Annotated in this window: 24 protein-coding genes; 11 read left to right on the top strand and 13 right to left on the bottom strand. The window is 61.0% G+C overall.

Features of this window, described 5'->3' with window-relative positions:
• The first annotated feature begins 14 nt into the window (after positions 1 to 14).
• Positions 15 to 785: a family 16 glycosylhydrolase gene (locus tag ACZ7GB_RS07070; protein ID WP_078542035.1), complete on the top strand. Its 771-nt coding sequence runs from the start codon at positions 15 to 17 to the stop codon at positions 783 to 785.
• Positions 782 to 1,999 carry an O-antigen ligase family protein gene (locus ACZ7GB_RS07065; RefSeq protein WP_472158080.1) on the top strand — a complete coding sequence of 406 codons (1,218 nt, stop codon included), beginning with the start codon at positions 782 to 784 and terminating at the stop codon, positions 1,997 to 1,999. The genes ACZ7GB_RS07070 and ACZ7GB_RS07065 overlap by 4 nt, the downstream gene beginning before the upstream one ends.
• A 26-nt stretch (positions 2,000 to 2,025) precedes the next feature.
• Here the strand turns inward: ACZ7GB_RS07065 and ACZ7GB_RS07060 are convergent, their stop codons facing one another.
• Complete coding sequence (locus ACZ7GB_RS07060; RefSeq protein ID WP_472158079.1) at positions 2,026 to 3,381, bottom strand: polysaccharide biosynthesis/export family protein; 1,356 nt, start codon at positions 3,379 to 3,381, stop codon at positions 2,026 to 2,028.
• Positions 3,306 to 4,004, bottom strand: coding sequence for a sugar transferase (locus tag ACZ7GB_RS07055; protein WP_078548390.1), 699 nt, complete (start codon positions 4,002 to 4,004; stop codon positions 3,306 to 3,308). Before ACZ7GB_RS07055 ends, ACZ7GB_RS07060 begins: the two co-directional genes overlap by 76 nt.
• A 518-nt stretch (positions 4,005 to 4,522) precedes the next feature.
• Here ACZ7GB_RS07055 and ACZ7GB_RS07050 point away from each other — a divergent pair.
• Both ACZ7GB_RS07050 and ACZ7GB_RS07045 read left to right on the top strand, forming a co-directional pair.
• Positions 4,523 to 5,425, top strand: coding sequence for a hypothetical protein (locus ACZ7GB_RS07050; RefSeq protein ID WP_472158078.1), 903 nt, complete (start codon positions 4,523 to 4,525; stop codon positions 5,423 to 5,425).
• A gap of 53 nt (positions 5,426 to 5,478) precedes the next feature.
• Complete coding sequence (locus tag ACZ7GB_RS07045; RefSeq protein WP_472158077.1) at positions 5,479 to 6,990, top strand: lipopolysaccharide biosynthesis protein; 1,512 nt, start codon at positions 5,479 to 5,481, stop codon at positions 6,988 to 6,990.
• Here ACZ7GB_RS07045 and ACZ7GB_RS07040 read toward each other — a convergent pair.
• Positions 6,956 to 7,726 (bottom strand): sulfotransferase, encoded by a 771-nt coding sequence (locus ACZ7GB_RS07040; protein WP_472158076.1) that lies wholly within the window; start codon positions 7,724 to 7,726, stop codon positions 6,956 to 6,958. The genes ACZ7GB_RS07045 and ACZ7GB_RS07040 overlap by 35 nt on opposite strands.
• A 108-nt stretch (positions 7,727 to 7,834) precedes the next feature.
• Here ACZ7GB_RS07040 and ACZ7GB_RS07035 point away from each other — a divergent pair, with 108 nt between their 5' ends.
• Positions 7,835 to 8,914: a glycosyltransferase family A protein gene (locus ACZ7GB_RS07035; RefSeq protein ID WP_146673545.1), complete on the top strand. Its 1,080-nt coding sequence runs from the start codon at positions 7,835 to 7,837 to the stop codon at positions 8,912 to 8,914.
• 28 nt (positions 8,915 to 8,942) lie between these two features.
• Positions 8,943 to 9,863 (top strand): glycosyltransferase family 8 protein, encoded by a 921-nt coding sequence (locus ACZ7GB_RS07030; protein ID WP_472158075.1) that lies wholly within the window; start codon positions 8,943 to 8,945, stop codon positions 9,861 to 9,863.
• A 59-nt stretch (positions 9,864 to 9,922) separates the two neighbouring features.
• Here ACZ7GB_RS07030 and ACZ7GB_RS07025 read toward each other — a convergent pair whose 3' ends face one another.
• The 5 genes from ACZ7GB_RS07025 to ACZ7GB_RS07005 all read right to left on the bottom strand — a co-directional run bounded on the left by ACZ7GB_RS07025 (position 9,923) and on the right by ACZ7GB_RS07005 (position 14,132).
• Complete coding sequence (locus ACZ7GB_RS07025; protein ID WP_472158074.1) at positions 9,923 to 11,050, bottom strand: acyltransferase family protein; 1,128 nt, start codon at positions 11,048 to 11,050, stop codon at positions 9,923 to 9,925.
• Between the two features lie 286 nt (positions 11,051 to 11,336).
• A complete protein-coding gene (locus ACZ7GB_RS07020) occupies positions 11,337 to 11,597 on the bottom strand; it encodes a DUF6455 family protein (protein ID WP_078520474.1) in 261 nt (86 codons plus the stop codon).
• Positions 11,597 to 11,890: a DUF6455 family protein gene (locus ACZ7GB_RS07015; protein WP_083075796.1), complete on the bottom strand. Its 294-nt coding sequence runs from the start codon at positions 11,888 to 11,890 to the stop codon at positions 11,597 to 11,599. The genes ACZ7GB_RS07020 and ACZ7GB_RS07015 overlap by 1 nt, the downstream gene beginning before the upstream one ends.
• A gap of 76 nt (positions 11,891 to 11,966) precedes the next feature.
• Positions 11,967 to 13,295, bottom strand: a complete 1,329-nt coding sequence (locus ACZ7GB_RS07010) for a DUF2254 domain-containing protein (protein WP_472158073.1) — start codon at positions 13,293 to 13,295, stop codon at positions 11,967 to 11,969.
• Positions 13,296 to 13,394: 99 nt separating this feature from the next.
• A complete protein-coding gene (locus tag ACZ7GB_RS07005; protein WP_472158072.1) occupies positions 13,395 to 14,132 on the bottom strand; it encodes a M48 family metallopeptidase in 738 nt (245 codons plus the stop codon).
• Between the two features lie 141 nt (positions 14,133 to 14,273).
• On the opposite strand from ACZ7GB_RS07005, the gene ACZ7GB_RS07000 reads away from it, so the two are divergent.
• Positions 14,274 to 14,540 (top strand): hypothetical protein, encoded by a 267-nt coding sequence (locus ACZ7GB_RS07000; protein WP_078569947.1) that lies wholly within the window; start codon positions 14,274 to 14,276, stop codon positions 14,538 to 14,540.
• A 27-nt stretch (positions 14,541 to 14,567) separates the two neighbouring features.
• Here the strand turns inward: ACZ7GB_RS07000 and ACZ7GB_RS06995 are convergent, their stop codons facing one another.
• Positions 14,568 to 14,816 (bottom strand): DUF167 domain-containing protein, encoded by a 249-nt coding sequence (locus ACZ7GB_RS06995; RefSeq protein WP_472158071.1) that lies wholly within the window; start codon positions 14,814 to 14,816, stop codon positions 14,568 to 14,570.
• Between the two features lie 108 nt (positions 14,817 to 14,924).
• On the opposite strand from ACZ7GB_RS06995, the gene ACZ7GB_RS06990 reads away from it, so the two are divergent.
• Both ACZ7GB_RS06990 and ACZ7GB_RS06985 read left to right on the top strand, forming a co-directional pair.
• Positions 14,925 to 15,527, top strand: a complete 603-nt coding sequence (locus ACZ7GB_RS06990; RefSeq protein ID WP_472158070.1) for a nitroreductase family protein — start codon at positions 14,925 to 14,927, stop codon at positions 15,525 to 15,527.
• Positions 15,524 to 16,219 carry an EI24 domain-containing protein gene (locus ACZ7GB_RS06985; protein ID WP_472158069.1) on the top strand — a complete coding sequence of 232 codons (696 nt, stop codon included), beginning with the start codon at positions 15,524 to 15,526 and terminating at the stop codon, positions 16,217 to 16,219. The genes ACZ7GB_RS06990 and ACZ7GB_RS06985 overlap by 4 nt, the downstream gene beginning before the upstream one ends.
• 22 nt (positions 16,220 to 16,241) lie before the next feature.
• On the opposite strand, the gene ACZ7GB_RS06980 is transcribed toward ACZ7GB_RS06985, so the two are convergent.
• The 3 genes from ACZ7GB_RS06980 to mce all read right to left on the bottom strand — a co-directional run bounded on the left by ACZ7GB_RS06980 (position 16,242) and on the right by mce (position 17,649).
• Entirely contained in the window at positions 16,242 to 16,817 is a 576-nt protein-coding gene (locus ACZ7GB_RS06980; protein ID WP_472158068.1) for a DUF4396 domain-containing protein, read from the bottom strand.
• 158 nt (positions 16,818 to 16,975) lie between these two features.
• Positions 16,976 to 17,245 (bottom strand): DUF1467 family protein, encoded by a 270-nt coding sequence (locus ACZ7GB_RS06975; protein WP_472158067.1) that lies wholly within the window; start codon positions 17,243 to 17,245, stop codon positions 16,976 to 16,978.
• The gene (mce, locus tag ACZ7GB_RS06970; protein WP_078542051.1) at positions 17,245 to 17,649 is read right to left on the bottom strand and encodes a methylmalonyl-CoA epimerase; all 405 of its coding nucleotides are present in this window, start codon (positions 17,647 to 17,649) and stop codon (positions 17,245 to 17,247) included. The genes ACZ7GB_RS06975 and mce overlap by 1 nt, the downstream gene beginning before the upstream one ends.
• 169 nt (positions 17,650 to 17,818) lie before the next feature.
• Here mce and ACZ7GB_RS06965 point away from each other — a divergent pair, with 169 nt between their 5' ends.
• Both ACZ7GB_RS06965 and ACZ7GB_RS06960 read left to right on the top strand, forming a co-directional pair.
• Complete coding sequence (locus ACZ7GB_RS06965; RefSeq protein WP_078604711.1) at positions 17,819 to 18,529, top strand: response regulator; 711 nt, start codon at positions 17,819 to 17,821, stop codon at positions 18,527 to 18,529.
• A gap of 68 nt (positions 18,530 to 18,597) precedes the next feature.
• On the top strand, positions 18,598 to 19,074 hold the full coding sequence (locus ACZ7GB_RS06960) for a hemerythrin domain-containing protein (protein WP_078520485.1): 477 nt from the start codon (positions 18,598 to 18,600) through the stop codon (positions 19,072 to 19,074).
• Between the two features lie 154 nt (positions 19,075 to 19,228).
• Here the strand turns inward: ACZ7GB_RS06960 and aspS are convergent, their stop codons facing one another.
• On the bottom strand, positions 19,229 to 21,007 hold the full coding sequence (aspS, locus tag ACZ7GB_RS06955) for an aspartate--tRNA ligase (RefSeq protein ID WP_472158066.1): 1,779 nt from the start codon (positions 21,005 to 21,007) through the stop codon (positions 19,229 to 19,231).
• Between the last annotated feature and the right edge of the window lie 242 nt (positions 21,008 to 21,249).

Genomic DNA, 21,249 nt, shown 5'->3' with positions numbered 1-21,249 from the left:
GGTACAAAGGCTGCATGTCGATCTTACGCATCCTTTCTTGTCTCGTCGCTCTCGCCATTTTGGCACCGAGCCTCGCCCGCGCGGAGAAACCTCTGGGCGGTGCCTTCTTCGACAGTTTCGACAGCTTCAACAAGAAGCGATGGTATATCTCCGATGGCTGGACCAACGGCGACCACCAGAGCTGCACCTGGGCGCGGCGTGCCCTCAAGCTCGAGAAAAGCAAACTGGTCATGTTTTTCCTGCCCGAAGCGGGACCGGACAAGACCAACCTGTGCGCCGAGATTCAGACCCGCGCTAGATACAGCTACGGCACCTACGAAGTGCGGCTGAACACGCCGAAGAATTCGGGGCTCAACGCTTCGTTCTTCACCTATATCGGGCCGGTCCACGGCATGCCGCATGACGAGATCGACATCGAGATCCTCACCAAAGACCCCTCGAAAGTCTCGCTCAATCGATACCTCTCGGGCAAACCGATGGGCGGCGGGGAATTCCCCCTGCCGAAACCGACGACCGAAGGGTTCCAGACGCTTGCCTTCCGCTGGGAGCCGGGCGCGATCACATGGTATGCCGACGGCAAGGAAATCCTGAAGGTCACTTCAGGCGTGCCCAGCGCGGCTCAGAAGATCTATCTGTCCTTCTGGAGCACGCAGACGCTGAGCGAATGGATGGGGCGCTATAAGAAGCCCCCCGGCCCCTTGCGCTACACGATCGACTGGGTCGGTTACACGCCGCTCGGCGAGACATGCCAATTCCCTGAATCGATGCTGTGCAAGGAACCATGACGGCCCAAACTGCACATGGCGGCTATCCGTATCGAAATGAGATCGTGATCAGCCCGACGGCGCTCTTCGCGACATTGGCGCTGTTCATCCTGCACATCACGCCGAAGATCGGGACGCTGGGCGCGCTCGGCTTTCTGATCGTCGGGTGCTTCCTGATCCTTCGGCAACCATGGCGTTCGCGCGATGAGATCGTCGATATGTGGTGGCTTCTCGCGCTGCCCGGCTGGACCGTGCTTTCGGTGCTCTGGTCGGATGCGCCAGCTCTCAGCCTTCGATACGGCATCCTTCTGACATTCACCTTCATGGTCGCCATCCTGATTGCGCGGCGCCTGTCCCCGCTCAACTACTACAAGGCCGTTTTCTATTCTTTCGCCGCGGTCAACATCATCAGTGCGGTTCTGGGTCGGGAGCGCGCGGATGGGCTGGGCTTCCTCGGGATATTCCACAGCAAGAACGCAATGGCGAGCACCGCCTCGATGCTGCTCATCTCGGCGGCGCCGCTGTTTTTCGACCGCAGCCTGCCGCGATGGCTGCGCTACTCGGGCGTGGCGATGACCCTGCTGGCCGCGCTGCTTCTCGTGAAAGCGCAATCCGTCGGCGCGATCCTTGCGAGCGTGGGGGCTTTGGCCGTCGCCGTGGGGATCGTGCTTCTCTCGCGAACCTCGGCATGGAAGCGGTTCTTCCTGCTCGTCATGATGTCAATGCTATTGCTTCTGGCAATTCTGCTCATCATGGCGAATTTCAGCCATGTCGAGTCGTGGTTCTTCCATTCGACGGGCAAGGACGTCACGCTCACCGGGCGCACCGACCTCTGGGCGATCGCGATAAGACAGATTGCCGAACGTCCGGTTCTTGGCACAGGTTTCCAGGCGTTCTGGATTCCCGGTCAGCCCGTCGCGGAGGAAATCTGGGCGCAGTTCGGGATCGCGTCGAAATCCGGTTTCCACTTCCACAACACCCTGCTCACGAACGCCGTGGAGCTCGGCCTGCCCTTCGCACTTCTGCAGACGGGCCTCGTCTTCTGGGCGGGGTATGTCGTGATTGTCTGGGCGATCCGCGATGTGCGCGCCGAAACGATCTTTTTCGCGGCCTTCATGATCCGTCAGTTCGTTCTGTCGCTGGTCGAAGTGACATATTTCTTCCAGTTCGATCCGATCACGGTGATCACGGTCGGCGCGATGGTTTACGCGATCCGATTGCGACGCGGCGAATAAAGCGGGGCGAATAGGCGGGACGCGCCTCAGCCGTTGCTTCCGGCTGCCTGCTTTTGCGGAGCTTCCGTCGTGGCCGCTGTCTCGTTGGGGTCACGCGAAAGCGTCACCTCCACGAGGTCACCCGGCGAAAGCCGCGTGTCGAAATCGGCAACGGTCTTCGCAGTGCCCCCTCCGGCAGGCGTGACGACGACCTGCAATTGCGGGCCGCCCTCTTCGCCTGCCAAGCCTGCGCCGATAGCGCTCGGCACGGCCAGCCGCATCAACCCACGTTGAAGGTCGAGGCGCTCACGCACATCGGAAAGTTCGGATTCCGCTTTCTGCTTATCGTTCAGCAGCTGTGTGATGCGCCCGGCGCCCAGATCGAGACGATCATTCTCGGCGCGGGCCAGTGCTTGACGAGACCGCAAAATCGCAGTGTCGACATCGAGGATTTGGCTTTGGATTGCGGCAAGCTTCTGTTCGGCTTCGATTGCCCGGTTACTGGGGCTCAGGCCCCGATCAACGAGCTGCGCAACCTTGTCGCGCTGCTCTGCAATCAACTCCCGTTGGTGGTCCAAGCCTTTTGATTTTTGCTGCAACTTGTCGATCTCTTGAGTCAGGAGGGTCACCTGCCCGTCCACGAGTTCGCTTTTGCGCTTCGCCGAGTCGAGCCGCAATTTCAGAAGCGACTGCTCTTGTGCAACGCGCAGCTCTCCATCCTGCCCGAGTGAGGCAGCCGTCGGAAAATTCGCATCGGTGGTGCCAGCCTGTTCCGCGTCGAGACGCGCGATGCGCAGGCGCAAATCGCCCTCTTGCCGCGCAAGCTGGGCCTCCTGTGCCGCGATCGAAAGATATTGGGACATCGTCCCATCGCCGGAGACGCCCGTCAGCCCCCCCGCGAGTGCGAGGGCGTGACGGACAGTCATTCCGGATGTGAAGTCCACCGGCCCCGGCTTTCTCGCGAGCCCGCCGACGATCACCGGCGCACGCTGGGTGATGCTCAGCTGAACATCGAGCTGTTCCGTCAGCGCCAACGTATCCTTCAGCCGCGCCGAGATTTCCTCAGCGACAGCCTCAGCCTCGCGACCCTTCGTCTCGACCGTCCCGATAAACCCGATATCCAAGGCACCGTCGGACGAGATTTCATATGGCCCCTTCAGCGCGGCCCATTGCGCCATTTCACCGGCGACGCTGCGCCACTCAACGATATTGAGCGAGACAACATCACCGGCTTCAAGCTTTTCGGCATAGGCCGGAAATGCAGTCAGCGCAGTTACGGCCAACGGAAAGAGGAAACGCCGTAACGGGACACAGGACATTGGCACAGCTACCTCGCCCCGCTCGCAAACAGAACCGCCGGGATCGTGAGAACGAGAACCTTGATATCCAGGAGCACGTTCCACGACATCACGTAGTGGCGATCGAGAAGCACCCGCGTCGCGTAGCCAGTGTCGCTACGTCCGCTGATCTGCCAGAGGCCCGTCACACCGGGACGCACGCGCAGATAGTGACGGCCAGAGCGGCCATATTTGCGCATCTCCTCGTCAACGACGGGACGCGGCCCGACGAGGCTCATCTCGCCGACAAGCACATTGATCAGCTGCGGAAGTTCATCGAGGCTGAGCTTGCGCAGGACAGCCCCCAAAGACGTGACCCTCGGGTCGTCATGCAGCTTTCTCTCTTCTTCCCAGATAGTGCGCTCTTCGGGGAAACGCCGGAAATGCTCTTCCAGGATCCGGTCGCCATCGACGACCATCGTCCGGAATTTCCAGCACCGAAACTTCTTGCCGCCCCGACCGACGCGGACGTGTCCGAAAAGCACGGGCCCCGAACTCGTCATACAGACAAGCGCGGCAACCCCGAGCAAAAGCGGAACAAGCAGCGGCAGGAAAACGAGCACAAGCAGCAGGTCGAGCCCACGCTTGGCAATATCTCCTGCAGGACGCTCAACGAGCGGTTCAGCAGAAGCAGCACTATGGACTGTAGTCGGAGCAAAGAAGTGCCCCTTACGCGTTTCAAAGGTCATGTTTTCACCCCCCAGTGAAAGAGCGACAGTTTGAAATCCCTCGATTAACGATTTGGTAACCTTGCGAAACGAACAAGACCAAATGCCCCTTTCGCACCTGCAGCATAAATTTCGCATCACCGATCCGCGAAATTGCGCCATTCTGGAGGCGGTCCGCACGAAAAACGGGCGCTAGGAATCCAATTTGAGGATTATGGGCGGCAGAATCACCTTTAATCCCAGGTGCGAAGCTCGTTCGCTCTCCCAGAATTCCGCTAAATCGCGGAATTACCCCTAATTCGAAGAAATTCCTGCGACTTATTTTAGCGATGGCCAGAAAATTGGCCAATTGTGTGGCAGGCGTACGGTTTCATTAAGAGCGCTCGCCCCGTTCAGCGCTTTGCACCTCACAGCGCGGGCCGTTCCTCAGTAAGCCATTGGTATGAAGATGCCGCGACCGGCCCTTTCAAAGGAGGCCGCAGACGCAGCGGCGGCTGCCGACCGCAGTCTGAAGCAACGGTGAGAAGACGGAGGATGATGTGACGACGCCCCGAATTCGCCTCCATCTCGGAGCCCACAAGACAGCGACAACCTATCTCCAGGCGCGCCTCGAACTGAACGCGAAGCTTCTTGCCTCGCAAGGTGTCGCTTTCTGGCCCATCAACAACATTCGTCCCCTTTTCCATCAGGCATGGGCGGAAAGCGAAGGCACGAGCAGGTCGGAAAAGCTCAAGGCACTCTCGGGCCGTCCAACGCGCCTCGACAAGCTTGGATCGAAGATCTCGAGCCTGTTCGACACCTCGGACGAACTGCTTGTTTCCGAAGAGAACCTGTTGGGCGAAACGGGTGAATTCCTCGACGGGGCGTTTTATCCGACGGCGATATCGCGGCTCAGCCTCTTGTCGACTTTCCTGCCGGATCGCCCCTTGGATATCTGGCTCTGCATCCGGTCCTATCCCGACTTTCTGGCATCGATCTATGGCGAAGCGATCCGCTTCTCTCCCGTGCCGCCCCCAGAGCAATTCGCATCCGCCTTTTCCTCACCAAAGGGGGCGTGGCTGCAGATCATCGACGACATCCGCGATGCCTTGCCGCACGCGAATGTCTTCATCTGGCGCTACGAGGATTTCCGCGACCTCGAGCCCCGCATCCTCGAAGGGTTGAGTGACGTCGAGGCTGAGGCGTTTGAGCCGCTGCAGAACCCTACTGTGCGGGGAAGCGCTTCCGACAGTGCAATCCGCGCCATGGCCGAGACCGCTGAACCGCTCTCAGCGACGGAATGGCGGTTTCGAATGGCGGCTCTGGAGCATGAGTATCCGGTGCAAGGCGCTCAGGACCGGTTCTCCCCATGGCCCGAGGACCAATTCCGAAAAATGCAGCAAGACTACGTTTCGGACATCTCCGCGATCGAAGCGCGCGCGGATATCACGTTCATCCATTGATCGTCGGGCGACCACCTCGATCATAGCTTGCTGCGAAAGGACGCCCAGAACAGATGACCGACACACGGACACGCCTGCTGAAGGGAGCCGTCTGGATCGCGCTCGGAAGCATGATCGCGAACGGAATCGGGTTCCTGAACACGATCATCATGGCCCGGCTTCTGGTGCCCGAGGATTTCGGGCTTGTGGCAATCTGTGCTGCAGTGATGGCCATTCTTCTGTCGCTCGCGGAAATGCCCCTGTCGGAGACGCTGGTGCGCCATGACGCCCCGACCGAAGAGCATTTCAACACCGTCTTTTCGATGTCCTTCGCGCGTGGCCTCATCGTCGGGGGCGCGGTGGCCGCGCTGTCCTACCCGGTCGCGTTGCTCTATGGCGATATGCGACTGCAGAACATCCTGCTCGTGATGGCGGGGTCCTTCGTCTTCGCCGGTCTCGCAAATCCAAAACTCGCCTTGTTCGAGCGAGAACTGGTTTTCCATCAAGTCGTCCTCATGAAGGTCGGGGAGAAACTCTTCGGCACGATCGTCGCAATTACGCTTGCACTCGTGTTTCGATCCTATTGGGCCTTGGTGCTGGGCGCCGTGGCCTCGGACGTCGCCCGGATCGTTCTCTCCTATGTCTTCTATCCCTTCCGGCCCCGCCTGACCTTTAGCAAGTATCGCGAGATCCTCTCTTTCTCGATCTGGATCACACTGGGCACCTGGATCCAGGCGATGAACTGGCGTGCCAATCCGCTGCTGTTCGGGGCCGTGCTGCCAACCAATATTCTGGGGCAGTACAGTTTCGGCAACCGGATCACGAATGTGGTCATCGCTCAGTTGAACCAACCCCTGCAAAGGACGTTCTTCCCGGCCTTTTCCCGGGTGAAGAACGATCGGCAAAAACTCGTATCCGCCTATAAACGTGTGCAGGGCGTTGCTTGTCTGTGGATTTTCCCCTTCGGCTTCGGCCTCGCGGTGGTCGCCCATGACCTTGTCGCGTTGGTCTTGGGAGAGAAGTGGATGCCCGCCGTCCCCGTCATTCAGATACAGGCGATCATCCTAGCCTTGCAGGCGACGGTGGCGATCCAGCCGATCGCCATGGCAACGGGAGACACCCGGCATCTCTTTTTCCGCGACCTGCGCGCGTTCTTCATTCGATGGCCACTGATCCTGCTCGGGATGTATCTCGGCAGCGCGAGCTACTACGGCATGCTCATCGGCGCCCTGATTGGCGGCGCGGTGGCGGTCGTCATCAACATTATCTGGAACATGACCCTGGTCACGCAGATCGCAGGCATCAGGCTGCGCGAGCAGCTGCAACTCACCCTGACCCCGGCGATCGCGGTGGCCTTCATGGCCCTGGTCGTCTGGCTCACCGGTAGCCTGTGGGAGAAGCCGTCGAGCGTCCCTCTGGAGGCGGTGCGTCTGGTGAGCCTGATTACGATAGGCGGCATGGCCTACGTGGCTGCGGTCGCCGCGCTCTGGCAGTTCAACGGGCGCAAAGCGGGGCCGGAACTCGAAATGGCTCAGTTGTTGAAGGCGCTGTTCACGAAAGCATCGAAGTTTCGCCGGACTTCTTGATGGCGCGCTCCGCGAAACGCTTCGAAAGCGCGCGTTTCAGGCGGAGGAATTTCCCGCGGTCATCGTGTGACTTCTGCAGGTGAACGAGCCAATTCTGCGACACCGAAGCCAACAGGGCCTCGTCGACCTCTTCCCCAAGCCACTCGAGCAAAGGGCGGAACCCGTCCGGTTTGCCCTTGTACTCGGCATAGTCGATCAAGAAGGCCCGATCTCCGAGCGCCTTGGCCGACGCCTCGAAACGGCGGTCCGCATCCTCGATCAGATCGCGGATCCGTTTCATGTTCGACTCGTAGCGCCACCAGCCGGACTCTGCGACCTCGCGCCAATCGCGCGTGTTGAAGACGATACGCGCGCCGGGAAAATATTGCGTCAGGAACGCGATGGAGCTCTCATACTCTGCCAGCGTAGTCTCATGGGCGGTGAACCGGATTTCCTTGAAGCCGGTGACGCGTGTGTCCGGGTCCGGGCGTAGAATCTCTTCAACGAACGCACCCGCCAGCTTTTGGCCCCAGCTGTCGACCTTCGGATCGTTGATCCCGAACCAGGGCGCGTCCGGATTGTGGGACTTTGCATGCGGGTGCTCCTGCGCCTCGGCAAGCACGGAGACGCTCATACCAAGATGGTTGGCAATCCCGTTATTCTCGCCGCGAATGCAATACCCCTCCAACCTGTTGAGCAAGTTGAGCAGGACCGTTGAACCGGACCGACCGTAAGTGACGACAAAAAGATACTGCATTCTCTGGGCTACCTTTGAACTGTTTCGAGCACTCCCCACTCGAACCTAAGCGAGCCCTGCGCCCTCTTCACCGCGTGACGGTTCTCGCGCCTCCGATCCGACCCCGAGTTGCAATTTATTTGGGCAGATGCGGGCGCGACGGATAAGAAACCGGCGCATCTCATATGCGAGTCGGCCACCGAGGGCTCCGGCGCGCGGGCTGTCTTGCTCGGCTGGGGCAGCCCTCCTACCGTTTTTCGAAGCGATACTCAGGAACGGAAACCTGCCCGTGCCTGCCTTCAGGAAAGCGTTTTCAAATTGCGGCAAGAAACGATGGCCTCACAGTCCCGACCTTTAGCCGAGCAGCTTCCACGCGACGACGCGTCCCCGCGATATGCGGCGCTGATCAGGGCCTATGAATGCCCGCCGCTGCTTGCAGAGGTAATCGCGAAACTCCGCGAGCAGAGCTTCCCGCCAGAGGACATCATCATCGTGGATTCCTCGCATGATGCAGCGGTGCGCGACCAGTTCGCTGCCCTGGGCGCGACCGTCGCGCCTTACGACGACACCGAGTTCAACTATTCCAAGGCGATCAACGTCGGCGTCGCGGCGAACACGCTTCCCTATACGCTGATCTTCAGCAGCCATGTTGTCTTCGACGATCCGAAGTTCGTGGAAAACGGCTGGCGGGAGATGAAAGCGCGAGATCTCGAGATCGTCTACTGGGCGCCGGCGCATTCCGAATGCCCGGACCCGAGCAAGCTCGAACCCGTCTCGATCACCCCTCGGCTCTTCAACGGGCGCAACGGGATTTCGAATAGCGCAGCGTTGGCACCCACGGCTTTGATGCGCGAACGCCCTTTCCGCGAAGAGGTCTTCTCAGCCGAGGATCAGGAATGGACGCGTTACTATCTGAAGCGCTTCAAGCGGCCCGTGCTCCGGATCGAGAGCGAGAAGTTCCGCTACCTCAACCCCAATCACGGAGAGACCGTCTGGAGTCAGGCCAAACTTCTCAATGAAGAACTCGCGATCGGGCATTTCGTGAATCGAAGATTGGTGATGCCCGACCGGATCGCCGCACGTTTTCTGCGCGGTGTGCTCGCCACCATCCGCCGCCGCCCCGATCGTGCCCGGATGCATTTCGCGATCGCCAAAGCTCTGCTGGCAGCGAATTTCAAGCCTCCCAAGAGACAGTCCCGATATTTCTAACAGGCGAACTGATCGCAAAGGACTCCGAATGATGTACGACGTCCGCGAGCCGCATGCCGCGTATGACCCGAACGTGATCGACATCGTTTGCGTGACCGATTCCAACTATGCGCCGCATTTCGTGTCGCTGCTGAAATCCATCGAGGCGGGCAAAGGCGCGGAGAAGATCCGCGTTCACGCGATACTCGATTCCGTCGATGAGGCGCGGTTCTCGAAGATCGCAGAGACTGCTACGGGTCTCGAAATCCATCCCTATCACGTTGCGGATCATAAGGCGCTGAAGCTTCCGCCGATCCTGCATATCAGTCGCGCGACCTACCTGCGCCTCATCATGGCAGAGCTTCTGCCGCAGGACATCTCACGCGTGATCTACCTGGATATCGACATGGTTGTGACCGGAAGTCTCGTCGACCTCTGGAGCACCGATCTGAATGGTATGGCCTGCGGAGCCGTGCAAGACGCGTTCGTGGACCCGACGAACTTCGCGCGGCAACATGAGCTGCCGAGCGAGGGCACTTATTTCAATGCCGGTGTCCTCCTGTTCGATCTCGAAGCGATCCGGGCCACGGACGCATTGTCCCAAGCGCTCGACATGCTCCTGGCCGCGCCCGAGAAATACGAGTTCGCGGATCAGGACGCATTGAACAAGGTATTCTGGGAGAACTGGTCGGCGCTGGACGCGAAGTGGAATTTCCAACGCCTCTTTCTCTGGGAAGGGTGCGACTACACCTCTTCGGTCCCTCTGGCTCAGGCTTTGCCGCGGATCATTCATTTCACGGAGTCGCCGAAACCCTGGCAGGCAGCCGAATGGCACCCCTATGCGTGGCTCTACTGGAAATATCTCCGCCGCACGCCCTTTCTCGAAGAGGTCATGAAGCGCGAGAAGGTCGGTTGGCTCAGGCTTCTGAAGTTCTGGCTGAAGTTTCACCTGAAGAAACCGCGCTCCTGAGCGAATAGAATGCCGGCGCCGGAAGGCAAACAAGGCCGGTGACGAGCTACACTCTCAACTCATCCCGCAGCCCCGAGCCTAGGACGCTGGCGCATGCTTCTAAGGATAGCTCTCTGGAGTGTCGCGGTATGACGCTCAAAAAGCCAATGAACACACCACGCGAGCAAGAAGGAGGACAGAATATACACCCCGAACAGGACCATCCCGTTCCCCAAAGCGTCGAACCTCGCGACATGACGCATCGAACTGAGCAAGGCCATCAGAGGGAAATGAACAAGATACAGAGAGTAAGAGATCTTGGAGAGGAACTCTGCCAGCCGCGCGCCGTGGTCGAAAACCGGATTTGAGAGCGCGATCACTGCGAAAAACGCCGCAACAGCCGTGATGTAGAGTGAGCCGATTGAGTAATCATTAACGAACTTGAGAGCGGACATGACGACGAAAAGCGCGAAGACCACCGCGAGCGCGTAGATCGCTTTCGTTGCAACAAGGCGTCCGAGAAGCCCGTCGCGTGCTTTCCACGCAAAGTATCCAAACAACCAAGTCGGAAAGAGTACTGCCAAGTCGAGCCCGATGAACCACATCGTCAGAACGAAGAGCGCGGCAAAAAAGAGCTGATAACGACCTGGTTTCAATGCAAAAAAGCCGAGCGGAAAAGCGACGTAATACCAAAATTCGTAGGCGATGCTCCAAAGCGGTCCATTACTCCCGTAAACGGGAACGATAATATTGTGCAGGAAGAAGGCATTGCCCAGAAAAACGAGGACGCCGTTGGCCACCGGCTCGTTCGGGGCGCTCGCGAACTCGGCCCCAAACTCACCTCGATAGTAAGCCGGGTCAAATTGAGATGCTCCAAGCCAGTCGAACATTGCTGTCATGACGAGTACCGGGAGCAAGACGATACCCAAACGGACGACCCTGTGAACCGCGTACTCTTTCCACGACCATCGACCTTCGTGATAGGCCCGATCCACGGAGCCAGCGACCAGATAGCCTGAGAGCACGAAGAAAATGATTACGGAATAGGTGCCGAGACCGGTGATCAAATAGAAGACTTTGGCGACGACCGACGGGTCGTTCGCAAGCTCGGAGAAGTCGACGAAAAGGAAAGCTCTCGCGTGGCCGATCATCACCAATATCGCGGCGATTGCGCGAAGCCAGTCGAGACCTACAATCTTCTGTGCCATTGCGCGCCCTCGTAGCTCGAACGGGGCAGGGCGATTTCGATGCGAATAAAACTTGGGTGCCGCGCTCCCTCAACTCAGGGAGCGCACATACCATCCGCAAGGCAAGTATTGCTCATCGCGGCCATCCAAGACCAAGGAACCACACAGGCGCAATGAAGCATTGTTGGTCTGCATGCGAAGAAATTACGCAAGCGATGAACACGCAGATTTGAAAGGACCAGCGATCCGCCCTGCACGGGGGCAAGACCGCCCCTCACATGCTTCGCGACGTTAACGGTGCCCTCAGTTATTGCAGGGCGCGCAGAGAGGTCAGGACCTCGTAATTGGGGCAATCCGACGGAATGGCCTGCGGGCCTTCGCCCTTCTCCGCCAAAACAGCGAGGCAGAACTCGGTGCGTCCACAGGTGCGGCAGGTGGTGATCATCTCGGCGAAATCGGCTTGCGTGAGGAAGCCGTTATGCATCGCTTCGGAGATATTCACGCCAAGACGCCGCGCCATGCCGCGCGTCACCCAGAAGTTCAGATCGATTTCGCTTTGCATTCCCATCATTCCACTCCTTGGGGTTCGGCGCCGACGGTGGCGCGCAGTCGCGACATCATCAGGCGGTTTTCGCAATAGGCGGGAGGTGCCTTCGCGGGGTTGCTTTGCGGGTCATGCTCGGCCAGCCAGAGCAGGCAGGCCCCGGCCTCGCGGCACTTGGTGCAGCGGATCAGCGCGTCTCTCCAGCCCTCGCCACTGAGCCGTCCGCTGGCCATTTCCATGCTGAGATCGCCGCCCATCTGCTGGGCCATCCGGTTCATCATCGCCGCGTGGCGATTGAGATGTTTGGCAGCGGTCATGGCGGCCTCCCTTGAACAGTCATCCCGGTGATGGGGGGACTCTGCCCTAGGGTCCGCAATTTCGATATGATTCAGATCAAGCGTCGCGATCCGAGGTATCGCCGTCGATTTCATGTCCGACATTGCAGTCCAGATCGGGCGCGAAGCGCGCGGCCAACGCCTGCGCTTCCTCTGCGACCACGGCGCGGTCGCGCCTCAAGGTCATCCCGGATTGCGAATGAGCTGCGGCGCGCAGCGCCTGATGCGCGGCGGGACGGCCGAAGTGATCGGGATGCATCTCGGCCACGGCTTCCAGCACTTCCTGCTGGCGCAGAGCGACTTCCAGATGCCCCGCCCCATCGCGCCCGATCGCGGCGAAAGCATCCTCGGTATATTGCTCGGGCGTCACCGCGCGCACATAGACGCGGTCGAACACGCATTCGGGGCTGTTCGGCGGGTGCCATTCGGCCAGCACCCTCGCCAGACGCCCGAGAATATCGATACCAGTGCCGGGGTCGTTGATCGCAGGCGAAAGCGCGCGAGAGGCGATCTCGGCCAAAGCGATCAGGCCGAATTGCGGATCCTGATCATAGTCACGGGCATGGTCGATGGTGAAGGCGTCGCGCGCGGCCTCTTCGATCTCCTCGCGGGTCTCGGTATCGCCCGGCAGCGCATCGCATTGGACCAAATGAGACGCCCCATGGACGAATTCGCCGGGCCGCGCGCAAAGCCAGATCCGGCAGTCATGCGCCTCGGCGACCTTTTGCAGCGCGCCCATATCGACATGCTGCACATGGCCGGTCCGCGTCGAGGTGATCCCGAAGACCCCCACGGGCGGCTCCTCCCATTCCTTGCCGCCGAGCCACGGCCGCTCGCAGCGTGCCTTCAGCGCCGTGCTCGCCGCAGTCTCGACCCGGCTGATCACATCGCCGAGCCGGCCGAATTCGCTCAGATGCTGCACCCAGCGCAACAGCGAGATCACCACCATCGCCACCACGCCAAGCGTCACCACCAGAAGGATGAACCGCCCCGAGTCGTCATAGACATTCGTCTCGAGCGCGATGATCCCTACCAGAGAGAAGACGAAGGAGCCGATGAAGCTCGCCAGCACGTTCTGCGTGACGCGGTCGGTCTGCATCAGCTTGATCGCGCGCGGCGTCGCCCCTGTCTGGGCCGAACTGAACGCGGTAATCATGATCTGCAGCGAAAAGGTGGTGACGGTCAGCATCGCGGTCGCGATGATCTTCAGGATCGGCTCCACCGAGCCCGCGCCCATCTTGTAGCCGAGATCCGGCGGCACGAGATACCCGAAACCAGCCGATCCCAACGCGGTCAGGACCCCCAGCACACCGAAGGCCGTCACCCGCACCCAGATCTCGCGCAGGATGACCTTCAGCCGCCAGCGCAGTCGCGAAAAGATTGCCATTGGTTCTTTGTCCCCGTCCCCAGTCCCCGCGTCCCGGACCCGCCTTTGCCGGGGGCCTCTATGTCAAATCCCAAGTGCGCAGGCCCTGAACGGGTTCCCTCAGCTGCCCGCCGGGATCTTGCCCGCACGCAACTGGGCGACGGTGTCGCGCACCACGTCGAAGCGCAGCTGATTGGGCGGATGGGTACCCAGCGTCTTGTCGCCCGGATCGGGCAGGCGCAGGAAGAACTGCGCGCCTTTGAGCGGATCGTAGCCCGCGTCCCATGTGATGATCGTGCCGAGCCGGTCGGCCTCCAGCTCGTAATCCTTGGAATAGAGCCGCGAGCCGATCTCGGCCCCGATCCGCCGCGCGCGCTGCACGGTCAGAGGATCGGCGCCCTGTGCCTGCACCGCACGGCCCAGATAGGCCGCGCCCACCGCGGCATCGCGTTCGCGCGCCGCGATATGACCCGCGATGTGATGGGCGGCCTCGTGGCCGATCACGAAGGCCAGTTCGTCGGCATTGCGCACCTCGGCGATCATCGCAAGCGTCACCCCGATCACCGGACGGCCCGAGCGATCGGTGGTCTGAAACGCATTCGCATCCAGATCGAGCCGGTCATCGACCACGAAGAGGTAATCGCAGTTGAGCTTGCGCGTGCGCTTTCGGCATTCCTGCTCGATCTGCGGCTCCATCCGGTCGCCCACAGCGACCAGCCGCGATACGGCCACTTCGGCGCGTTGCCTGTCTTCGGGCGAGATTTCGGTCTGTGGCATAGGCGTCATCGTCTGCACGCAGCCCGAAAGCAGCGTCACGGCGAGCGACAGGATCACGAGGAGAAAACGGAAGGAAGGCATCGACGGGAAGCGCCCCTGAAAGAGGATTTCGCCCAGCTTAACCACTTGGCTCGCAGCAGCATAGCCTCCTGCACGCGATCGCCTGCAAGCAGCGGCGTGATTTCGCTTTTTCGGATCGAAAAGCCGCGCTAGCATGAGGACATGTTTACCATCGAACACGAATTCGACGCGACCGTGATCACCCTTGTCGACGAGGGGACGGATCCGCTTGATTATCTGCAGGAAGACATCACGATCAGTTCCTTCGAGGACTGCGTCGTGGTCGAACAGCTCGACGAGCAGACCGAGCAGGTGCAGACAATCACCTTCAGCCATGCCCAGCTGCGCGAACTCGCGGCGGCGCTCAACCTGCCCGAAGGCGTCTATCGCCTGAAGCAGACCGGAAGCACCTCCAGCGAGGACGGCTGACCCCCCTGCCCGCGCCGCGATACACGCTCAATCGAGGCGGAACACCTTGTCGCGCGCGGTCTCGCCCCGGATCAGCGTCAGTCGCGATTTCGCGACGCCCAGCGCCTTTGCCAGCAATTTGACGACCGCCGTATTGGCCTTGCCGTTCTCCGGCACGACCGTGACATAGGCCCGAAGCCCTTCTTCGCTTTCCCGAATCTCGTTGCGCGACGCTTTCGGCGTCACGCGCAGCGCGATTTCGCTGCCCGGAATGGCAAGGTGGCTGAGATCCGTCATCGCCGCGCAGCATAGACCCTGCTCAATGGCGCACAAGCCAGTTGCCCATGCTGCGGTTGCAATCGCGCGCCGAGCGCCCGATATCTGGCGCAACAGACGGAGATTTTCATGACTGAACTGCCCGAAGTGAACCCGGCCGAGCGCAATGACGCGGCGATAGCTTTCCTTCTGACCCGCCGGTCGCGCCCGGCCAAGACCCTCAAGGCCCCTGCCCCCGATGAGGCCGCGCTGCGCGAGATCCTGACCGCCGCCGCGCGCACGCCCGATCACGGGAAGCTGGAGCCGTGGCGCTTCATCACCATCACCCGCGAGGCCGCGCAGCGTCTGGGCAGCGAGGCCGAGACCCGCGCCAAGGCGCAGGGCCTGCCCGAAGAAAAGATCGCAAAGGCTGGCAAGCAATTCCATGACAGCCAGCTTTGCGTGGCCGTGGTCTTCTCCCCCAAGGAGAGCGAGAAAGTCCCGCAGGTCGAGCAGCTCTATTCGGCGGGCGCGGTTTGCCTGTCGCTTCTGAACGCCGCCCTCGCCGCAGGCTGGGGCGCGAACTGGCTCACCGGCTGGGCCGCGCATGACGAGGCCTTCGGGCGCGAAATGCTGGGCCTCAAGGAGGGCGAAAGCGTCGCGGGCTTCATCCATCTGGGAACCGAAGGCGTCGCGCCTCCCGAACGCCCCCGCCCCGACCTCGACGCGATCACGACGCGGATTTCGGAATGATCATCTCGAGCTATGTGAAAGCCTGGGCCGACCTGCTGCGGCCCGGTGCGATGAAAGTCGTTGGCTTCGGCGTGGCCCTCTCGCTGGGCCTTCTGGTCGCGATCTATGTGGCGATGGTGATGTTGATCGGCTGGCTGGTGCCGGACAGCTTCTCGCTGCCCTTCATCGGCGAGATCGGCCATATCGATACCGCGCTGTCGATCGTCTCGGCGGGCGTGATCCTGTTTGCCTCGATCTTCCTGATGGTGCCCGTGGCCTCCGCCTTCACCGGCTTTTTCCTCGAAGACGTGGCCGAGATGGTGGAGGACGTGCACTACCCGACCCTGCCGCCGGTGCGCAAACTCACCTTCGCCGAAGGGATGCGCGACACGGTCCGGTTTTTCGGCGTGATCCTCGTAGCCAACGTCATCGCGCTGATGATCTACCCTTTCGTGATCCCGCTAGCGCCGTTTCTGTTCTTCGGGCTGAACGGCTACCTTCTCGGGCGTGAATATTTCCAGATGGCGGCCTTCCGGCGGATGGAGCGCGAAGCGGCACTCGAGCTTTACGAGCGCAACAAGGTCACGATCTGGGCCGCGGGCGCGCTGATGGCGGTGCCGCTGTCGATCCCTCTGGTGAACCTCTTCGTGCCGGTTCTGGGCGCTGCGGGCTTCACCCACCTGTTCCACGCGATCACCGGTCGCCGCGGGTGACGGGGCGGCGCCAACGCGCCGCTCACATCTCTTCCTTGATGCCCTTGCGGATCAGCAGCCAGTTCACCGGATAGGCGGTCACGAAACCAGCCATCATCGCGATCTGCATGGCGAACCAGAATTCCGGGTCGGCGGCGGTGATCTCAGCGCCCCAGAGCCCTTTGAACACGGCGAAATGGAAGATCGCCATCATCCCGTACATACCGATCTGCCACGAGGTGAGTGAGGCCACGTCGGCTTTCGCTGCCTCTTTGAGGCCTTTGGCGAGGCCGAGACCGCGCATCGGGGCGATCGAGAAATACTGGAACACGATCCCGATCACGAGGGCGAAGACGTAATCGAGCCCCCAAACCGCAAAGATCTTGTCTTCCCATAAACCTGGCCAGCCGAATGCGATCAGAACCGCGGGGACCGCGAGCGCGAGGTTCTCGGCCAGAATATCGCCAAGAGTGCAGCCTGCGCCGCAATGGAGCGTCCCCTTCGCGACCGAGACCGGGAAGGGCGCATTGCCATGGCCCGGAAAGCGACCATGCAACCAGATGACCAGCGGTCCGCCGAACAACCCGCAAATCGGCCAGACCCACGCCATGATGGCCATATGAGGCGGGTTCCGACGGACTTGAACGAGAAGATAGAGAAATGAGAGAACGCCTACAGCAAGCGATAACCAGCTCAGAACGGTAAACCAGTTTGGTGTCATGGGAGGCTCCTTTTAGTCTCCCAACCAACGCTGATCAGATACGGTTCCCTGCCCGCTTAACGGCGCAACTGTCCGAAGAAGTCGATATCTTCCAAGGTGATGATCCCCGACAGCAACACCGACGCGATGATCGCCCAGAGCACGATGGTGACAACGGTGGTTATCTTCACCTTCGCGCCCAGATGCGCCTCATGCGGCGCCCCTGCGGGAGTGCCCGGCACGACCTCGTCCACATCGCCTTGCGTCTTGAGGCGAACCGGCAAGACCATGAAGAAGATCATGAACCAGATGACTGCGAAGAGGATGATGCCGCCCGTGAGGCTCATCAGACCTGCTCCAGTTCGACGAGGCAGCCGTTGAAATCTTTCGGGTGCAGAAACAGCACGGGCTTGCCATGCGCGCCGATCTTCGGCTCGCCATTGCCCAGAACCCGCGCGCCATCGGCCTTCAGCTTGTCGCGCGCCTCGATAATGTCCTCCACCTCGAAGCACATGTGATGAATGCCGCCTGCGGGGTTCTTTTCCAGAAAACCGTTGATCGGGCTGTCCTCGCCCAGCGGGTAGAGCAGTTCGATCTTGGTGTTGGGCAGCTCGATGAAAACCACCGTGACGCCGTGATCGGGCTCGTCCTGCGGCGCGCCGACATTGGCACCCAGCGTGTCGCGATACTTGGCCGAGGCCGCCTCGAGATCAGGCACGGCAATGGCGACATGGTTCAGGCGTCCGATCATCTGGGTCTCCTCCGGTAACGCGGGCGTTAAAAGGGGTAGCCGGGCGCGCGGCTTCGCGCAAGCCTTGCGGGGACAGTTGTGAACCCGGTTCGGATTAACCCAGTGTTAGGCAATCTGCGCCCTACTGATCGGACAAGCCGAATCCGATCGCAGCCGAAGGGGCCATGACATGAGCGACACGATCCCGACCCTGACCCGCATGCCGACCCCCGAACGCCCGCTGACCGGGCTGACGGTGCTCTTGGTTGAAGACAGCCGCTTCGCCTCGGAAGCCGTGCGGCTGTTGTGCCTGCGCTCGGGCGCGCGAATCCGGCGCGCCGATTGCCTCGCCTCGGCAGATCGGCATCTCAAGACCTACCGGCCCTCGATCGTGATCGTGGATATGGGCCTGCCCGATGGCTCGGGAAGCGACCTGATCGCCGAGATACGCGGGACGCGCGGGCCGCATCCGGTGATCCTTGGGACCTCGGGCGACCCCGACCTGAAAAGTGCGGCCCTCGCGGCGGGCGCGGACGGGTTTTTGGAAAAGCCGATCGAAAGCCTTGCCGTATTCCAAGAAGCGATCCTGTCGACCCTGCCCGAAGAGATGCGACCGCTCGGCCTGCGCGCGCTTGCCGATCTTGTGATCGCGCCAGACCCGCTCGCGCTGCGCGACGACCTGCAGCACCTCTCGGAGCTGCTGCGCGACACAAAGGGGGCCGACACGCGCGCCCTGCCCTATGCCGCGCATTTCCTTCATAGCATCGCGTGCTCGGCTCATGATGCGGCGCTGGACGATGCGGCGCAGCGCCTGAGACGATCCGGCGGCCCCTCACGCGAGGATATGACCCGGGTCACGCAGATCATAGATGCGCGGATCGCGGCGGCCGGGGCGTTCTGACGCAGCCGGGAACTGCCTGATCGACTTCGCGTTGCTCAAACAAGTCAAAGCAACCGGAGGACAGCCCGATGAGCTCGATCTACGACGCCATCAAGCAAGATCACGACAATCACCGCGCCCTGATGAAGAAGATCGCCGATACGTCCGGCGACAGCGCAGAGCGCACGCAGGCGTGGAATGAGTTCTATTACGACATCAAGTCCCACGCCGCCGCCGAGGAAGAGACCTTCTATTCCAAGCTGATGACCAAGACCTGGGGTCAGGATTCGGCGCGTCACTCGGTCGAGGAACATGCCGAGCTCGACGATCTGCTCGAAGAACTCAACGAGATGGACATGGCGAGCCCCGGCTGGCTGAACAAGTTCCACAAGCTCGAGCATGACTACAATCACCACATGGACGAGGAAGAAGACGAGATCTTCGGCCGCGCCAAGGACGTGATCGACGAAAGCGAAATCGAGAATTACGGCGAGAAATTCCTCGAGCGTAAGAAGAAGGAAATGAAGCTGGTCGACGAGAAGAAGAAAGACAGTCTCGAAGACTAATCGGGGTCTGAGGCTCAGGGTGGCTCGGCTTCGGCCAGAGCCCCTTCGCCTGACCCATCTGCACCTTTTGCGCTGGCGCGCTCCTCCGCCGCGAATAGAAAAAGGCCCCGCTCCATCCGGAACGGGGCCTTTTAAATCGGTAACCGTGCGAGGATCAGTCCTCTTGCGGCAGAACCCGCAGGCGCAACTCGCGCAGCTGTTCGTTCATCGGCTCCGACGGCGCGCCCATCATCAGGTCTTCGGCGCGCTGGTTCATCGGGAACATGATGACTTCACGGATATTCGCGGTATCGGCGAGGATCATCACGATCCGGTCGATGCCGGCGGCGCACCCACCGTGCGGCGGAGCGCCGTATTTGAACGCCTTGACCATGCCGCCGAAACGTTTCTCGACTTCGGAGGCCGGATAGCCCGCGATCTCGAACGCCTTGTACATGGTCTCGAGCTTGTGGTTCCGGATCGCGCCCGAGAGGATTTCGTAGCCGTTGCAGGCGAGGTCGTACTGGTAGCCCTTGACCTGCAGCGGGTCGCCTTCCAGCGCCTCCATCCCGCCTTGCGGCATCGAGAACGGGTTATGCGAGAAGTCGATCTTGCCCTCGTCATCGGCCTCGTACATCGGGAAATCGACGACCCAGGCGAACTTGAACTTGGTCTTGTCGGTCAGGCCCAGTTCTTCGCCGATCACGTTGCGCGCACGGCCTGCGACGCCTTCGAAGCTCGACGGCGCACCGCCGAGGAAGAAGGCCGCATCGCCCTCGCCCAGACCCAGCTGCGCGCGAACCGCTTCGGTTCGCTCGGGGCCGATATTCTTGGCCAGCGGACCTGCGCCTTCGAGCGAGCCATCCTCGCCCTTGCGCCAGAAGATATAGCCCATGCCCGGCAGGCCCTGTTCTTGGGCGAACTTGTTCATCCGGTCGCAGAACTTGCGCGAACCGCCCGTGGGGGCCGGGATCGCGCGGATTTCGGTGCCGTCCTGCTCGAGCAGTTTCGCGAAGATCGCGAAGCCCGAGTCGCGGAAGTGATCGGAGACCACCTGCATCTCGATCGGGTTGCGCAGGTCGGGCTTGTCGGAGCCGTATTTCAGCATCGACTCGGCATAGGGAATGCGCGGCCAGTTCGGATCGACCGTACGACCGTCGGCGAATTCCTCAAACACACCCTGGATCACCGGCTGCATCACGTTGAAGATGTCTTCCTGCTCGACGAAGCTCATCTCGACGTCCAGCTGGTAGAAGTCGGTGGGCGAGCGGTCGGCGCGCGGGTCTTCGTCACGGAAGCACGGTGCGATCTGGAAGTACTTGTCGAAGCCGCCGACCATGATCAGCTGCTTGAACTGCTGCGGCGCCTGCGGCAGCGCGTAGAACTTGCCCGGATGCAGACGCGACGGCACGAGGAAGTCGCGCGCGCCTTCCGGCGACGACGCGGTGATGATCGGCGTCTGGAACTCGTTGAAATCGGCGTCCCACATGCGTTTACGCATGGATTTCACGACGTTGGAGCGCAGGATCATCTTGTCATGCAGGCTCTCGCGACGCAGGTCGAGGAAGCGATAGGACAGACGGGTCTCTTCGGGATATTCCAGCTCGCCGAAGACCGGCAGCGGCAGTTCCTCGGACTCGCCCAGGATTTCGATGTCGCGGACATAGACCTCGATCTCGCCGGTCGGGATCTTCGGGTTGATCAGGCTCTCGTCGCGCAGCTTCACGGTGCCGTCGATGCGGATCACCCATTCGGAGCGCGTTTTTTCCATCGTCTTGAACGCCGGGCTGTCGCCGTCACAGAGCACCTGCGTCATACCGTAATGATCGCGAAGATCGATGAAGAGCACCCCCCCGTGATCGCGCACGCGATGGACCCAGCCCGCAAGGCGGACGGTCTCACCGGCGTTGGCGGCGCTCAGATCTGCGCAGGTATGGCTGCGAAAGGCATGCATGGGAGGCTCCCCGGATCGAGAATTGCGTATAGTCGCGCCGATACACCCGTTGAGCGCGCAAAAGTCAAGCTGTGCGGAGGCACACAGACCCGTCTCGAGCTGTTCACGCGCGCGTGGCTCGAAAAAATGTAAATTTTCGGTTAACTTCAGAGACAACGGGAACTTTGGTAATTTCACAAAGGTTGCCGTCATGAAGGCTAACGCTGGAGCCTGCCAAGCCCCGGCATGATCCGGAGAGACCA

The sequence above is a fragment of the Thioclava sp. PTB-PU3-1 genome, assembly GCF_055666785.1.
The sequence above is the reverse complement of the archived record's forward strand: the minus strand, read 5'-3'. Positions and strand labels throughout refer to the sequence as shown.